Raw genomic sequence first — 15,404 nt, 5'->3', positions numbered from 1 at the left:
ATGTTCATTCATTCAAATGGGCCTATAGCTCAGCTGGTTAGAGCGCACGCCTGATAAGCGTGAGGTCGATGGTTCGAGTCCATTTAGGCCCACCATTGATAGTTTAATATACCTTTTTGGGGGCTTAGCTCAGCTGGGAGAGCGCCTGCTTTGCACGCAGGAGGTCAGCGGTTCGATCCCGCTAGTCTCCACCATTTAAAATTGTACTTTGAAAACTAGATAAAGCAAGAAGAAAAGATTTTACCAAGCAAAACCGAGTGAGTTCATTGAATGAATTCTCAAAAAAATCGCGCGTCTGTATTCATACAGACATCACATTATTAATAACAGATTAAGTTATTAAGGGCGCACGGTGGATGCCTTGGCACTAGAAGCCGAAGAAGGACGTTACTAACGACGATATGCTCTGGGGAGCTGTAAGTAAGCACTGATCCAGAGATTTCCGAATGGGGAAACCCAGCATGAGTCATGTCATGCTATCCATATGTGAATACATAGCATATGAGAAGGCACACCCGGAGAACTGAAACATCTAAGTACCCGGAGGAAGAGAAAGAAAACTCGATTCCCTGAGTAGCGGCGAGCGAAACGGGAAGAGCCCAAACCAGGATGCTTGCATCCTGGGGTTGTAGGACACTCTATACGGAGTTACAAAGGAACGATTTAGACGAATGACTTTGGAAAAGTCAACCAGAGAAGGTAAAGGTCCTGTAGTCGAAAAGTCGTTCCCTCCTGAGTGGATCCTGAGTACGGCGGAACACGTGGAATTCCGTCGGAATCCGGGAGGACCATCTCCCAAGGCTAAATACTCTCTAGTGACCGATAGTGAACCAGTACCGTGAGGGAAAGGTGAAAAGCACCCCGGAAGGGGAGTGAAATAGAACCTGAAACCGTGTGCTTACAAGTAGTCAGAGCCCGTTAATGGGTGATGGCGTGCCTTTTGTAGAATGATCCGGCGAGTTACGTTTTGATGCAAGGTTAAGCAGTGGATGCGGAGCCGCAGCGAAAGCGAGTCTGAACAGGGCGAATGAGTATCAGGACGTAGACCCGAAACCAGGTGATCTACCCATGTCCAGGTTGAAGTTCAGGTAACACTGAATGGAGGACCGAACCGACTTACGTTGAAAAGTGAGCGGATGAGGTGTGGGTAGCGGAGAAATTCCAATCGAACCTGGAGATAGCTGGTTCTCTCCGAAATAGCTTTAGGGCTAGCCTCGCATGATGATTACTGGAGGTAGAGCACTGTTTGGACTAGGGGCCCCCCTCGGGTTACCGAATTCAGACAAACTCCGAATGCCAGATAATTTAGTGCGGGAGTCAGACTGCGGGTGATAAGGTCCGTAGTCGAGAGGGAAACAGCCCAGACCACCAGCTAAGGTCCCAAAATATATGTTAAGTGGAAAAGGATGTGGCGTTGCCCAGACAACTAGGATGTTGGCTTAGAAGCAGCCATCATTTAAAGAGTGCGTAATAGCTCACTAGTCGAGTGACGCTGCGCCGAAAATGTACCGGGGCTAAACATATTACCGAAGCTGTGGATTGTCCTTAGGACAATGGTAGGAGAGCGTTCCAAGGGCGTCGAAGCATGACCGTAAGGACATGTGGAGCGCTTGGAAGTGAGAATGCCGGAGTGAGTAGCGAAAGACGGGTGAGAATCCCGTCCACCGATTGACTAAGGTTTCCAGAGGAAGGCTCGTCCGCTCTGGGTTAGTCGGGACCTAAGCCGAGGCCGACAGGCGTAGGCGATGGATAACAGGTAGATATTCCTGTACCACCTGAGATTGTTTGAACGATGGGGGGACGCAGAAGGATAGGCGATCGTACTGTTGGTTATGTACGTGCAAGCATTGAGACTGAGTATCAGGCAAATCCGGTACTCTTAAGGTCAGGATGTGATGCGGAGCGAAATTAAGTAGCGAAGTCGTCGATTTCACACTGCCAAGAAAAGCCTCTAGTTAGAGATCAGGTGCCCGTACCGCAAACCGACACAGGTAGTCAAGATGAGAATTCTAAGGTGAGCGAGCGAACTCTCGTTAAGGAACTCGGCAAAATGACCCCGTAACTTCGGGAGAAGGGGTGCTTTTTAGGGTGCAAGCCCTGAAGAGCCGCAGTGAATAGGCCCAAGCGACTGTTTATCAAAAACACAGGTCTCTGCAAAACCGTAAGGTGACGTATAGGGGCTGACGCCTGCCCGGTGCTGGAAGGTTAAAAGGAGTGGTTAGCATCTGCGAAGCTACGAATTGAAGCCCCAGTAAACGGCGGCCGTAACTATAACGGTCCTAAGGTAGCGAAATTCCTTGTCGGGTAAGTTCCGACCCGCACGAAAGGCGTAACGATTTGGGCACTGTCTCAACGAGAGACTCGGTGAAATCATAGTACCTGTGAAGATGCAGGTTACCCGCGACAGGACGGAAAGACCCCGTGGAGCTTTACTGCAGCCTGATATTGAAATTCGGCACAGCTTGTACAGGATAGGTAGGAGCCTTTGAAGCGTGAGCGTCAGCTTACGTGGAGGCGCTGGTGGGATACTACCCTGGCTGTGTTGACTTTCTAACCCGCGCCACTTATCGTGGCGGGAGACAGTGTCAGGCGGGCAGTTTGACTGGGGCGGTCGCCTCCTAAAGAGTAACGGAGGCGCTCAAAGGTTCCCTCAGAATGGTTGGAAATCATTCGCAGAGTGTAAAGGCACAAGGGAGCTTGACTGCGAGACCTACAAGTCGAGCAGGGTCGAAAGACGGACTTAGTGATCCGGTGGTTCCGCATGGAAGGGCCATCGCTCAACGGATAAAAGCTACCCCGGGGATAACAGGCTTATCTCCCCCAAGAGTTCACATCGACGGGGAGGTTTGGCACCTCGATGTCGGCTCATCGCATCCTGGGGCTGTAGTCGGTCCCAAGGGTTGGGCTGTTCGCCCATTAAAGCGGTACGCGAGCTGGGTTCAGAACGTCGTGAGACAGTTCGGTCCCTATCCGTCGTGGGCGTAGGAAATTTGAGAGGAGCTGTCCTTAGTACGAGAGGACCGGGATGGACATACCTCTGGTGTACCAGTTGTCGCGCCAGCGGCATAGCTGGGTAGCTATGTATGGACGGGATAAGTGCTGAAAGCATCTAAGCATGAAGCCCCCCTCAAGATGAGATTTCCCAACTTCGGTTATAAGATCCCTCAAAGATGATGAGGTCAATAGGTTCGAGGTGGAAGCGCAGTAATGTGTGGAGCTGACGAATACTAATCGATCGAAGACTTAATCAATTATCAGATTTTTTGGCCGGCTTTGCCTGGTTTCTTCTTCCTTGCTTATCTAGTTTTGAGAGTACAATATTCTCACCCTGTCTGGTGATGATGGCAGAGAGGTCACACCTGTTCCCATACCGAACACAGAAGTTAAGCTCTCTAGCGCCGATGGTAGTTGGACTTACGTTCCGCGAGAGTAGGACGTTGCCGGGCAAATAGAAAGAGACCTGTCAGGTCTCTTTTTTTTATATTCTTTTTTAGTATAATAGATAGGAATGATATAGAAGCGAGGGTGAAAGTATGCATATCATAATAGATTCATTAGAAGACATGGAAAAGCTGGCTTCAAGTCTTGCGGCTCAGGCACAGGCAAACGATGTCTACTTGTTAAAGGGAGACCTCGGTGCGGGCAAAACGACCTTTAGTCAGTTCTTCGGTAAAGCACTGGGTGTGACTCGAACGATTAATTCTCCCACCTTTAATATTATCAAATCATATCAAGGGCGTCTGCCTTTTCATCATATGGACTGCTACCGTCTTGAAGAGTCGGAGGAAGACCTTGGGTTCGATGATTATTTTTATAACGAAGGTGTTACGCTGATTGAATGGCCGCAGATGATAGAAGAGTTTCTGCCTGAGAGCTATATGACGATTGAGATTAACAGAACATCTGATTCAAGCAGAGAAGTGATTCTGACAGCGACGGGAAAGCGCTATGAAACTATACTGGAGGTCTTATCGTGAGATTACTCAATATTGATACAGCGAATCAGCCTTTATCGGTCAGTGTGACAGACGGCATAGAGGTCCTGGCTGAATTCAACAGTGCCAAAAAAATCAATCATTCCGTTACTTTAATGCCGACGATTGAGATGGTCATGAAACATGCTGACCTGGAAATGAAAGACCTTGAAGGCATCATTGTCAGCGCAGGACCTGGCTCATATACCGGTCTGCGAATAGGGGTCACTACGGCTAAGACACTTGCCTATACGCTGGATATCCCACTGTACAGTGTGTCTTCCCTTAAAGCACTTGCAGCGACTGTCAGACTGCATGAATTCCTGCTGGTACCTGTGATTGATGCAAGAAGAGACGCAGTCTACAGTGGTGTATATCGTTTTAAAGGAACGACAGTGGAACAGGTTGAAGAAGACCGTTACATGACGATTGAAGATCTTAATCATTATTTAAAACAGCAGCACATGCCTTATCTCTTTATAGGAATGGATGCCATCAAGTTGAAGGAGAAGCTTAAAGGGCCGGTGTTCTATTGTATCCCGCGTAGTGCTGAGATGCGACGCATTGCGGATTTTGAAAATCCACAAGCTGTCCACGAGTTTGAGCCGACTTATTTAAGAATGACGGAGGCGGAACGCAATTGGCTGAACAACCAGGCATAACAATCAGAAAGATGACAGTAGAAGATGTTCCCGCTGTTCACGAAATAGAGCAACGCAGTTTTCCATCCGGGACCTGGACCATCGATGCTTTTTATCATGAAGTGGAGAAAAATGAATTTGGTCACTATTTTGTGATGGAAGTAGAAGAGGAGATAATCGGTTATCTAGGTATGTGGATTGTCATAGACCAGGCACAGATTACGACCGTTGCCATACGTGAAGATAAGCGTGGCATAGGCTTATCCAAAATCTTATTAGAATACGTCATGAACTATGCTAGACTGACTTGTGAGATGATGAGTCTTGAAGTCAGAGAGGAAAATGCAGTGGCTAGAGCACTTTATGAGAAGATGGGCTTTTCATATGGCGGACTCCGCCGTGATTATTATGGTGCCGGCCAGGATGCAAAAGTGATGTGGGTGAGGTTAAGAAATGAATGATATGACAATATTAGCAATAGAAACAAGCTGTGATGAGACGGCTGTCAGTGTGGTCAGAAATGGCCGTGAAGTGTTGAGTAACAGTGTGAACAGTCAGATCGAGTCGCATAAGCGCTTTGGTGGGGTCGTACCTGAAGTTGCGAGCCGTCATCATGTCGAGAATATCACCACAGTGATAGCGGATGCCCTGCAGGTCGCTGATATGACGATGGATGATATCGATGCAGTGGCAGTGACGGAAGGTCCTGGGCTTATCGGTGCGCTTCTTGTCGGCATCAATGCGGCTAAAGCACTGGCATTGAGCCATCAGAAGCCGCTCATTCCGGTCCATCATATTGCCGGGCATATTTATGCGAATCATATAGAAGAACCGCTTAAGTTTCCGCTGCTGGCATTGATTGTTTCAGGTGGTCATACTGAGCTCGTCATTATGCGCGATCATCTGAACTTTGAAGTCATCGGTGAGACAAGGGACGATGCAGTGGGTGAAGCCTACGACAAAGTGGCACGTACTATCAACCTGCCTTATCCGGGGGGACCGCATGTCGACCGGCTTGCGGCTGAAGGACAGGACACACTGAATTTCCCTCGTCCCGTGCTTGAGGGCTATGATTTTAGTTTCAGTGGTCTGAAGAGTGCCGTCATCAATACCCTGCACAATAAAGCACAGAAGGGGGAGACAGTACCGCCTGAAGATGTAGCAGCAAGCTTTCAGGCTAGTGTCATTGATGTGCTGACAGAGAAGACGTTCCAAGCTTTAGAGGAATATCATATTGATGAGCTGATTGTCTGTGGCGGTGTGGCAGCGAACCGTGGTTTAAGATCAAGACTTGAGGAGATGGCAAAGCAGCGCAATGTTCATCTTCATATTCCGCCCTTACAGCTCTGTACAGATAATGCAGCGATGATTGGAGCCGCCGCCTACTATTATGCGGTCAACAATATCAGAGCAGAACTCAATTTAAATGGAAAAAGCACGCTTGATTTATAAAATCAGGCGTTTTTTGATGGATGCGAACATATGTACTTGTACACAAGTTGTTAACTGATTGTGGATAACATTTTGTCTAGAGGCCATTTTACACAAAAATAAACAACATAAATCATCTATATTCTGTGGATAAGTCTAATAACTTTGTGGATTATTGTTATTATGCTGTTTCGACTGTGTATAACTCTGTGAATAGAAAAAGAAGCAGATTTAATCTGCTTCTTCGAGTTCAGCCCATTCTTCCATAGCGGCTTCCAGTTTATCCTGCAGTGCCACCAGCTCCTGATGCAGTTCGTAACTGCGCTGTGAATCGTTGAATACATCAGGCTGAGTTAGTTCAAGTTCCACCGCCTGAATACGTGCTTCGTATACCTCTATATTCTCTTCCAGCTGCTGAAGTGCCCGCTCTATTTTGCGGCGTTCTTTTCTTTGCGCTTTATTTTCTGCATAGTCAGTCTGCTGCGGTTTCGTTGTTTCCTCTTCGACGGCCTGATAAGCTTCATGTGCCAGACGCTCCTCTTCTTTTTCGATGAAATAAGTATAATCACCCAGGAAGAGACTCGCACCTGCATGTGTGATGTTCAGGACTTTTGTCGCAATCTGATTGATAAAGAAACGGTCATGTGACACAAAAAGAATCGTGCCGGGATAAGTCATCAGGGCCTGTTCCAGAATTTCCTTCGCATCAATATCCAGATGGTTGGTCGGCTCATCAAGAATCAGGACATTATTATTCTCAAGGCTCAGTTTTGCGAGCTGCAGACGGGCTTTCTCGCCACCTGACAGATCATTGATGATTTTCTTGACGTCATCCTGTACAAACAGGAAGCGGCCGAGTACAGCTCTGACATCTTTCTCCTGCATCTCAGGATAATACTGCCACAGTTCTTCAAGAACCGTGTTCGATGATTTGAATTCTGCCTGCTTCTGGTCATAGTAACCGATTGAGACATTGGCCCCGTACTTAATATCGCCGCCCAGTTTTTCAAGCCTCTTGGCAATCGTCTTGATCAAGGTGGTCTTACCGATACCGTTAGGACCGATGACCGCGATGGCATCCTGTTTCTTGACATCGAATGTGATAGGGGCGGTGATAGGACGCTCGTACCCTACCTCCAGCTCTTTTACCGCCAGCACATCGTTGCCTGATTCACGGTCGATATTAAACTGCAGGTTGACAGAATGGTCATCGAGTTTAGGTGCTTCAATACGGGTCATCTTCTCCAGTATTTTACGACGGCTTTTCGCCATCCCGCTCGTAGAGGCACGGGTGATATTCTTCTGGACGAAAGTCTCCAGACGTTCGATCTCTGCCTGCTGACGTTCATATTCAGCAGACATCTTCTCGTAGAAGGCATCTCTCTGAGCCAGGAATCTGGAATAGTTGCCTACATAACGCATGACACGCCCGAGAGCCACATCGTAGACGATGTTGACAACTTTATCCAGGAAGTAGCGGTCGTGGGAGATGACGACGATTGCACCCTGATAGGTCGTCAAATAGTTTTCAAGCCAGGCTGTTGTTTCCATGTCCAGATGGTTGGTCGGCTCATCCAGCATCAGCAGATCCGGCTCGCGGATCAGCATCTCAGCAAGTGCAAGTCTGGTCTTCTGACCCCCTGAGAAATAATCAATCTTCTGGTCGAAATCAGCCGGACTGAAGTTCAGTCCCGTCAGAACCGTCTTGATTTTATGTTCATACTGATAGCCGCCCGCATTTTCGAACTGCAGCTGCAGTTTCTCAAGTTCAGCCAGCTTGTCAGCGTATTCCTCTGTACCAGCCTTATCACTTTCTTCAGCAAGATAAGTCGTGATACCTGTCAGTCTTCGTTCCATGTCCTGTAGATGACTGAAAGGCTTCAGCATCGCTTCGTAGACTGTTCCTTCAGCATCGAGCGTCATCTGCTGGGTCAGGTAACCGATATTGATGTTCTTGGCACGCATCAGATGACCGCTATCGTAACCTTCAGCGCCTGCCAGGATTTTCATCAGCGTCGTTTTCCCGGCGCCGTTACGTCCGACAATAGCAATCCGGTCATTTGTTTTTATTTCTAGTTTGACATCGGTGAAGATATCTTCTCCGCCGAATGATTTATTCAGTTGGCTTGCCTGTAATAAGATCATGTTTTCACCTCATTTATATTCTACATGATTGCCGGATGACATGAAATAAAAGGACTGAATTTCACATAGTCAGTTACGGTCAGACATGGTATAATTTATGTACTGTGAAAAAGGTCACAATTATGATAAGAAGGTGAACAGTGTGCCAAAAGCTGAGGTTAAAATTCCGAAAGCGACATTAAAGCGCCTGCCCCTTTATTACCGGTTTGTCAATACACTGCATAGTGCGAAAGTGGATCGTGTCTCTTCAAAGGAACTGAGTGAAGGATTGAAGATCGACTCAGCCACCATCAGAAGAGATTTCTCTTATTTCGGTGAACTTGGTAAAAAAGGATATGGCTATAACGTAGAATATTTACTGAATTTCTTTAAAACCACCTTGCAGCAGGATACGATGACGAAAGTAGCGATCATCGGGATCGGCCATCTCGGTCATGCACTCGTCAATTATAATTTCTCGATCAGCGACCGTATGCAGATTGAAGCAGCATTTGATATCGCCCCGAACGTGGTCGGTGAGAAAATAGGGGAAATTTATGTTCAGCATATGGACGATTTTGAAGAAGTCATCGAGAAGCTGGGGATAGAAGTTGTCATTCTCACTGTGCCCGGGAAAATCGGTCAGGAGATAGCAAATAGAGTGACAAAAGCCGGAATAAAAGGTATATTAAACTTTACACCGGAGCGCTTAAATGTTCCATCAGATGTCCAGGTACACCATATCGATTTAGGTGTAGAACTCCAGTCTCTTATATTCTTTATGAAAAACCACTAGGAGGTACAGTATGCTGTATGCTAATACATTAGGTTTTGCATCACCTGCTATTTTATTATTTCTAGGCGTGGTTGCACTCATTATCTTCGGACCAAAGAAACTGCCTGAATTTGGCCGTGCAATGGGTTCTTCGCTCAAGGAATTCAAAGATGCGACAGACGGTATCATGAAAGATCATGATAAAGATGACGTACGTAAATAATGAATGATTGAAAAAAGCGACAGTCACTGTCGCTTTTGTTATGAGGAGGGAAGACCTTCAGATGAATAAAGATGAATTAACGATAGTCGAGCATTTAGACGAGCTTAGAAGACGTCTGATGATTGTCGCTTACTTTCTGATGGGCGGCATTGTGGTCGGTTTTTATTTCGGCAAGCCGGTCACACGATTTTTAACGAAAGATGATGTACCTGCTGAAATCACGCTGCACTATTTTAAGGTGACGGATCCATTATCCATCTATATCAGCGTCATTATGCTGATAGCAGTGCTGCTGATATCGCCTGTCATCCTCTATCAGTTATGGGCATTTATCTCGCCCGGCCTGCATCCGCAGGAACGACGGGCGACGCTGAGTTATATTCCGGTCAGTTTTATTTTATTTGTAGCGGGTCTTACCTTCAGCTACTTTATCATATTCCCTTATATGATCCACTTTACCATCGGTCTGGCGAGTGAAATGGGCGTCAAGCAGATTATCGGGGTCAGAGAGTATTTTAATGAGCTGCTGAAGTTTACGATTCCGTTCGGTTTTGTTTTCCAGCTGCCCATCCTGCTGCTCTTTCTGACGCGGCTCGGGATTGTGACACCTGCTTTCCTGAAGAAGAACCGTAAATACGCTTACTTCTTCCTGATGGTCATCGCAGCGATTATCGCGCCACCTGATGTCATGACTTATGTCATCTTTGTATTGCCTATGGTCATCTTATATGAGATCAGTATTCAGATCAGTCACGTTGGCTACCGTATGTATCTAAAAGGTGAACAGAAATTAGTGGAAGAAGAACTGAAAGAAGATTAAACCATCTGATTATGAGATGGTTTTTTTTAGCTGTCGATGTTATATTTTAAAGTAATTGAACAAGCGATAAGGGAGTGCGTCAAGTGGAATGGTTGAGAGAAGAACGCTATGCAGAAGCAGATAAAAAGGGACGTCAGCATTTTCATATTCAGCCTTCAGCAGGCTCGTTGAAGAAACCTGCCGGCTTTGTTTATCATGACGGCCTCTATCATCTTTTCTATGAATGGTTGCCGGCACGTGGACTTAAATACTGGTATCATATTTCTTCCCCGGACCTCATCCGCTTTGTGACGCATGGGCCGGTCGTGATAATGAGTGATTCGGATGAGCGTGACTGCAAGATGGAGCAGAAGTGGGACGATGGTTTTGATTTTGATGCCCCGCAGCTGACGCAAGGGCCCGAGGGTGAACAGATACTGGTCGGTTGGATAGGCGGCAGTGAGCCATGTTTCACTGTGCCTCGTCTGATCTCAATTGAAGAAGGTAAGACTCGACAACGTCCGCATCCTTTGCTTGAGCGATTACGTGGTGAACCTGAAACAGCAGAAGGCTATGCGATGAAGCATGATATCCGTCTGCATCCCTATGAAGGTGACTGCTACGAACTGATTATCGATATTCTGGAGAATGAATCAACTGAATTTTATATCGAACTGCGTGTATCCAGACGGGAGGCGACCAGGCTGATTTATAATCACGCGGCCCGCAAATTCACATTGGATCGTTTTGACAGCGGTCTGCTGACCACGAACAGCCAGGATTTCACACGTTCAGTCATTCTAGAGACGCCTTTACAGAAGATTCATGCCTTTGTCGATCAGACGAGCATCGAGATTTTTCTGAACGACGGTGAGAAAGTGATGACTTCGCGCATCTTCCCTTCTGACAGTGCGACCGGCATCAGAACATCCACTGAATCCGGACAGGTCTATCTGAAATTTACGAAATATGATATCGAAAAGCAGGATGTCTGACGATCCTGAAAGAGAAGAGTGATAAGCATGCCGGTTGTTCTGAATCAGCTTCAGTCTATTGAACACCTGTTGTCGCCTGTCGAGAAAAGAATCGCTGCACTGATCAAAGAAAGCCCGCTGGATTTTGCGACGTTATCCGGACGAGCGCTTGCTGAGCAGGCCGGAGTCAGTGAATCTGCATTAGTGCGCTTCAGCCAGCGCATCGGTTTCAGTGGTCTCCGTGAAATGAAGCTTGCGCTGATGAGAGATGTGCACATGCTCGAGCAGGTGCAGGCCCTTCAAAGTACGGATTCAACTGCCATGCTGCTACATCAGACATTCAGCGCTCTGCATGAAGCATTGAAGCGGACGGCACGCCTACTTGATACCACGCAGATTGAACAGGCCGCTCAAATCATTCATGAAGCAAGGCGGCTGCTGATCATCTGTCAGGAAGACGAGCAGGCTCCCGCGCTCGACTTCAGCTCGAGGCTGGCAGAGTTAGGGATTGCATGTGACATCGTTCTGACCGATGAGCGCTATCTCAAGCTAGCTGATTATTACAACGTGACTGTCATCATAGGGGAACGTCAAGCAGGTGCACCTTTAGCTGAACATCAGATTATTCTGATTAGCCATCAGAGATCGGCCGGCACATATTGTCACCTGCAGATTTCCTATGAAGACATAAGGACACGACATCTATTGTATCAGGCGGTTATGGATGTCCTGTATAGGAAGCTCTGTCATTTACAGGCTCAATAAAAAGCGAAACCTGACAAGGTTTCGCTTTTGTTATTCTATGATGAACGGCTGGGGTATCAGCTGCCGGTCGAACGCTGTGATTTTATTTTGCGTACATGACACGAATGGCGATACCATTCGGATCACGCAAGATTTCTGAGCTGCCGTCTTTTTCTGTCTGCAGACCTTTAGCGGCTAACTGCTGTCTGAAATAGTCAAAGTCTTCCGTATTCGGGATATTGATCTCAAATTTTCTCAGTCCCGGTGCATCGAGTGCAGGTGACAGCTGGGCATGCTGCCATGTGTTCAGACCTAAATGGTGATGGTAGCCTGCTGCGCTCATGAATGCGGCCTGCGGACCATATAACTGCATGACATCCATACCGAAGACATCTTCATAGAAAGCAATGGAAGAAGGGATATCTTTCACGGATAGATGGACATGCCCCATAATAGTATCAGGATGCAGACCCGTGAAGGGTTTGCCGTCATTCGCATCTAGGACACCCTGGTAATCCATTTCGGTTGTTCCCATGACGACATGACCGTTATCCTGGAAAGCCCATTCAGCAGCTGGACGATCGCGGTAGATTTCAATACCGTTGCCTTCCGGATCTTGAAGATAGATAGCTTCTGACACGTCGTGGTCACTTGCACCTGCCAGAGGATACTGCATCTTGATTAAATGATTGAAGATATTCCCGAGTTCTGTACGAGAGGGGACAAGAAATGCCATGTGAAACAGCCCTGCCTGACCAGTTGTGCGAGGTGTCCGTGTTTCGTACAGATAGACGAGCGGGCGCCCGCCAAGACCTAATACTGTATAGGTCGCATTCTGTTCGAAGATAGCCAGCCCTAATATTTCATGATAGAAGCGGATGCTGTTATCCAGAAAGTTGACATTCAGATGAACAGCACCCATGTGGGTATCATGGCTGAAAAATTTTGATTCCATCGTGTACCTCCATATATTTTTTATATCTGATATAATTATTATATCTATTGCAAATCAATACGCAAATATTATTTTACATTGCAGAGAGATATATTTTATTAAGACTTGATAACATTGTGGAGCACTAATAGTTATTATACACTTCTTTCTATATAATAGGGGTTAACAGAAATATGGAGGAACACTCATGCGTAAACTATTTTTAACAACGACTATGATGCTGACACTCGCTCATGTAGGGACAGATAACGCTGATGCGGCTGAACCCATCGGAGAAAATAGTGCTGATGAAACGATAGAAATTATTTCAGCAGAAATGCCGGCACAACCCGTGACGACAGAGATGCCTAAGACAGATGCCCCGCAGACAGACGTCCCGTCAACAGAGATACCGACAACTGAACTGCCAAGTACAGAGATGCCCAAGACAGAGACGCCTAAGACAGAGATACCGGTAACAGAAATGCCTAAGACAGAGAGACCTAGAACGGAACTCCCTATAATAGAGATGCCTACAACGGAAACGCCGAGAACTGAAGCGCCGACGGTCCAGGCTCCTGTGACGCAAGTGCCGCTATCAGAGCGCCCGTCATCTGAAGTCATCACAACAGAACAACCGCCGACGAATCAGCCATCGATGAATCAGCCGCCGTTGACGCCGGCACCTTCTATCTCTCAAAATCAATCAACACCATCAGCTGCCCAGAATCCGGAAGTAGCGGATGCGGTTGAACCGCAGACAGATATTCAGCCGGAAGCAGATGATGAGCCTGCAAGAGCGGTTAAAGTCGGACGTTTTCACCCTGAATCAGCCGAGAAATTCTATCGTGCCCTGGATAAGCGGATCAATGATATTTTAACCCAAAAGCTTAAACCGCAAGAAGATAAAAAGCCGCTTCATCTTCTCCCTGAAACCGGTGAAGAAAAATCTTACTTTGCTGTGATTCTGCTGATGCTGAGCGGCATATCACTTTTAGTGTTTTCACGTTTTAAAGCCTGATAAAAAACCCTTATGTCATATCGACATAAGGGCTTTTCTATTAGAATTGTGACGTATCAATCTGGTCGATATAGTTTTCAAGATAAATCATAATATCTTTCAGTGTGCCAGTACCGAATGGCGACGCGAGATTGGCTTCTTTGACAAGTGTATTGAACGGTAATGAGCCGCCCAGCTGACATAGGTGGAGATAATCCTTCCAGGCAGAGGCGAAGTCCTCACGGCTGCGCTTGAAGAACTGGAACGCACACACTTGTGCCAGTGTGTAGTCAATATAGTAGAAAGGTGAGTTGAAGATATGACCTTGACGGTGCCAGAGTGAACCTTCTGAAAGAGGCATAATGCCGTCATAATCACGATGCGGCAAATATTTTTTCTCGATTGATTGCCAGAGAGCTCTTCTTTCTGCCGGTGTCATCTCCGGATTCTCGTATACACCGTGCTGGAATTCATCTACAGCGACGCCGTATGGCAGGAACTGAATGGCATCCGTCAAATGTTTATATTTGAATTTATCGGGGTTCTCGAAGAACAGATCCATCCAAGGATAGGTGAAGAACTCCATACTCATCGAATGAATCTCACACGCTTCATGGGTAGGCCACAAATAGTCGGGAACTGTTAGATCACGTGATGAATATACCTGGAATGCATGGCCTGCTTCATGGGTCAGCACTGTGATATCATGGTCTGTCGTGTTGAAGTTTGCGAAGATGAAAGGTGCACGGTAGCGGTCGATATAAGTACAGTAGCCGCCTGCCTCTTTACCTTTTTTAGCAAGAACATCGAAAAGTTCATGTTCCATCATATATTGATAGAAAGCATCTGTTTCAGGGCTCAGTTCGCTGTACATTTTGCGGCCGTTCTCCAGGATGACCTCAGCATGATCCTTAGGATTTTCGTTGCCGTTCAGAAACAGAACAGATTCATCATAGAACTTCAACTTATCCACGCCGATACGGTCGGCCTGCTGAGCGTATAGTTTCGTCGCAACAGGGACGACGAACTCTTCTACAGCACGACGGTAATCACGGACCATCTCCTGATTGTAGTCGATCCGCTGCATACGCATGTAACCGAGCTCTATAAAATTATCAAAACCTAGTTTCACTGCGATTTCATGACGCACTTTCACGAGCTGGTCGTAGAGATGATCGAAGTCAGCTAAATGTTCCCCCATGAAAGACTGGACAGCCTTCGTCGCTTCGAGGCGGGTCTCACGGTCCGGTGACTGCGTGTAAGGCGACATCTGAGACAGAGTGAGCTCCTGGCCGTCGAACTCAATGAGCGCACTGGCAATCAGTTTGGAATAGTCACTGCTCAGTTTGTTCTCCTGGTTGATCAGTTCTTCTACTTCCTCTGAATAAGAATTGACGACGTTCGCAGCGAGATCAAAGAGCTGCTGACCGAAGTGAGCTTCCAGTGCCGGCCGGAACGGACTGCTTAAGAGTGCCTCAAAATAAGCAGCCTCCAGTGCGACAATCTTGGCGCCATTCGCATCAAAATAATCTCTTTCGTCTGAATAAAAAGCATCATTTGTATCAATAGATGCGCGGATATAGGCGATATTTGAATAGGTATCAATATCCCGTCTGATCTGGTTGAGCTTATCAATCAGCTGAATCTGCTCGTCAGCACTTGCTGCATGACTGAACTGGTTTAACAGCTGATCAGCCTCTTCTCTTGCTGCATTTAAATCAGGACGTTGATATTCAAAGTCTTTGAATGTTGTCATATGTCTCCTCCTTGTGTAAGCTTAATTTA

At 46.8% G+C, this 15,404-nt stretch carries 13 protein-coding genes, 2 tRNA genes and 2 rRNA genes; 14 read left to right on the top strand and 3 right to left on the bottom strand.

Going from position 1 to position 15,404, the window contains the following annotated elements; translation table 11 throughout:
* Positions 1-18: 18 nt before the first annotated feature.
* From QSV55_RS09885 to tsaD, 8 genes are all read left to right on the top strand, one after another.
* Positions 19-95, top strand: a tRNA-Ile gene (locus QSV55_RS09885).
* Positions 96-118: 23 nt separating this feature from the next.
* Positions 119-194, top strand: a tRNA-Ala gene (locus QSV55_RS09880).
* A gap of 135 nt (positions 195-329) precedes the next feature.
* A 23S ribosomal RNA gene (locus tag QSV55_RS09875) occupies positions 330-3,251 on the top strand.
* Positions 3,252-3,331: 80 nt separating this feature from the next.
* Positions 3,332-3,446, top strand: a 5S ribosomal RNA gene (gene rrf / locus QSV55_RS09870).
* Between the two features lie 87 nt (positions 3,447-3,533).
* A complete protein-coding gene (tsaE, locus tag QSV55_RS09865; RefSeq protein WP_289650066.1) occupies positions 3,534-3,977 on the top strand; it encodes a tRNA (adenosine(37)-N6)-threonylcarbamoyltransferase complex ATPase subunit type 1 TsaE in 444 nt (147 codons plus the stop codon).
* The gene (gene tsaB, locus QSV55_RS09860) at positions 3,974-4,636 is read left to right on the top strand and encodes a tRNA (adenosine(37)-N6)-threonylcarbamoyltransferase complex dimerization subunit type 1 TsaB (protein WP_289650065.1); all 663 of its coding nucleotides are present in this window, start codon (positions 3,974-3,976) and stop codon (positions 4,634-4,636) included. Before tsaE ends, tsaB begins: the two co-directional genes overlap by 4 nt.
* A gap of 11 nt (positions 4,637-4,647) precedes the next feature.
* Positions 4,648-5,076, top strand: coding sequence for a ribosomal protein S18-alanine N-acetyltransferase (gene rimI, locus QSV55_RS09855; RefSeq protein WP_133451906.1), 429 nt, complete (start codon positions 4,648-4,650; stop codon positions 5,074-5,076).
* Positions 5,069-6,067 (top strand): tRNA (adenosine(37)-N6)-threonylcarbamoyltransferase complex transferase subunit TsaD, encoded by a 999-nt coding sequence (gene tsaD / locus QSV55_RS09850; protein WP_289650064.1) that lies wholly within the window; start codon positions 5,069-5,071, stop codon positions 6,065-6,067. The genes rimI and tsaD overlap by 8 nt, the downstream gene beginning before the upstream one ends.
* A 210-nt stretch (positions 6,068-6,277) precedes the next feature.
* On the opposite strand, the gene QSV55_RS09845 is transcribed toward tsaD, so the two are convergent.
* Positions 6,278-8,191, bottom strand: a complete 1,914-nt coding sequence (locus tag QSV55_RS09845; protein WP_289650063.1) for an ABC-F family ATP-binding cassette domain-containing protein — start codon at positions 8,189-8,191, stop codon at positions 6,278-6,280.
* A gap of 97 nt (positions 8,192-8,288) precedes the next feature.
* Between QSV55_RS09845 and QSV55_RS09840 the strand changes: the two genes are divergently transcribed.
* The 5 genes from QSV55_RS09840 to QSV55_RS09820 all read left to right on the top strand — a co-directional run bounded on the left by QSV55_RS09840 (position 8,289) and on the right by QSV55_RS09820 (position 11,706).
* Entirely contained in the window at positions 8,289-8,966 is a 678-nt protein-coding gene (locus QSV55_RS09840; protein WP_133451894.1) for a redox-sensing transcriptional repressor Rex, read from the top strand.
* Between the two features lie 10 nt (positions 8,967-8,976).
* Positions 8,977-9,168 carry a twin-arginine translocase TatA/TatE family subunit gene (gene tatA, locus QSV55_RS09835; RefSeq protein ID WP_133451893.1) on the top strand — a complete coding sequence of 64 codons (192 nt, stop codon included), beginning with the start codon at positions 8,977-8,979 and terminating at the stop codon, positions 9,166-9,168.
* Between the two features lie 61 nt (positions 9,169-9,229).
* Complete coding sequence (gene tatC, locus QSV55_RS09830) at positions 9,230-9,988, top strand: twin-arginine translocase subunit TatC (protein WP_289650062.1); 759 nt, start codon at positions 9,230-9,232, stop codon at positions 9,986-9,988.
* Between the two features lie 74 nt (positions 9,989-10,062).
* Positions 10,063-10,962, top strand: coding sequence for a GH32 C-terminal domain-containing protein (locus QSV55_RS09825; protein ID WP_434784200.1), 900 nt, complete (start codon positions 10,063-10,065; stop codon positions 10,960-10,962).
* Between the two features lie 27 nt (positions 10,963-10,989).
* A complete protein-coding gene (locus QSV55_RS09820; RefSeq protein ID WP_289650060.1) occupies positions 10,990-11,706 on the top strand; it encodes a MurR/RpiR family transcriptional regulator in 717 nt (238 codons plus the stop codon).
* Positions 11,707-11,788: 82 nt separating this feature from the next.
* Here QSV55_RS09820 and QSV55_RS09815 read toward each other — a convergent pair whose 3' ends face one another.
* Complete coding sequence (locus QSV55_RS09815; RefSeq protein ID WP_289650059.1) at positions 11,789-12,640, bottom strand: VOC family protein; 852 nt, start codon at positions 12,638-12,640, stop codon at positions 11,789-11,791.
* A 187-nt stretch (positions 12,641-12,827) separates the two neighbouring features.
* Here QSV55_RS09815 and QSV55_RS09810 point away from each other — a divergent pair, with 187 nt between their 5' ends.
* The gene (locus tag QSV55_RS09810; protein ID WP_289650058.1) at positions 12,828-13,640 is read left to right on the top strand and encodes an LPXTG cell wall anchor domain-containing protein; all 813 of its coding nucleotides are present in this window, start codon (positions 12,828-12,830) and stop codon (positions 13,638-13,640) included.
* A gap of 40 nt (positions 13,641-13,680) precedes the next feature.
* Here QSV55_RS09810 and QSV55_RS09805 read toward each other — a convergent pair whose 3' ends face one another.
* A complete protein-coding gene (locus tag QSV55_RS09805) occupies positions 13,681-15,375 on the bottom strand; it encodes a M3 family oligoendopeptidase (protein ID WP_289650057.1) in 1,695 nt (564 codons plus the stop codon).
* Positions 15,376-15,404 lie beyond the last annotated feature (29 nt).

Origin of the sequence: Macrococcus bovicus (genome assembly GCF_030376725.1) — a bacterium.
In the GTDB taxonomy this organism is placed as follows: domain Bacteria; phylum Bacillota; class Bacilli; order Staphylococcales; family Staphylococcaceae; genus Macrococcus; species Macrococcus bovicus.
The sequence above is the reverse complement of the archived record's forward strand: the minus strand, read 5'-3'. Positions and strand labels throughout refer to the sequence as shown.

What these genes read in the sequence shown, in the direction of transcription:
- tsaE (WP_289650066.1), top strand. Translation starts at nt 3,534, where the DNA reads ATGCATATCATAATAGATTCATTAGAAGACATGGAAAAGCTGGCTTCA.
- rimI (WP_133451906.1), top strand. Translation starts at nt 4,648, where the DNA reads ATGACAGTAGAAGATGTTCCCGCTGTTCACGAAATAGAGCAACGCAGT.
- tsaD (WP_289650064.1), top strand. Translation starts at nt 5,069, where the DNA reads ATGAATGATATGACAATATTAGCAATAGAAACAAGCTGTGATGAGACG.
- QSV55_RS09845 (WP_289650063.1), bottom strand. Translation starts at nt 8,191, where the DNA reads ATGATCTTATTACAGGCAAGCCAACTGAATAAATCATTCGGCGGAGAA.
- QSV55_RS09840 (WP_133451894.1), top strand. Translation starts at nt 8,289, where the DNA reads ATGTACTGTGAAAAAGGTCACAATTATGATAAGAAGGTGAACAGTGTG.
- tatA (WP_133451893.1), top strand. Translation starts at nt 8,977, where the DNA reads ATGCTGTATGCTAATACATTAGGTTTTGCATCACCTGCTATTTTATTA.
- tatC (WP_289650062.1), top strand. Translation starts at nt 9,230, where the DNA reads ATGAATAAAGATGAATTAACGATAGTCGAGCATTTAGACGAGCTTAGA.
- QSV55_RS09820 (WP_289650060.1), top strand. Translation starts at nt 10,990, where the DNA reads ATGCCGGTTGTTCTGAATCAGCTTCAGTCTATTGAACACCTGTTGTCG.
- QSV55_RS09815 (WP_289650059.1), bottom strand. Translation starts at nt 12,640, where the DNA reads ATGGAATCAAAATTTTTCAGCCATGATACCCACATGGGTGCTGTTCAT.
- QSV55_RS09810 (WP_289650058.1), top strand. Translation starts at nt 12,828, where the DNA reads ATGCGTAAACTATTTTTAACAACGACTATGATGCTGACACTCGCTCAT.
- QSV55_RS09805 (WP_289650057.1), bottom strand. Translation starts at nt 15,375, where the DNA reads ATGACAACATTCAAAGACTTTGAATATCAACGTCCTGATTTAAATGCA.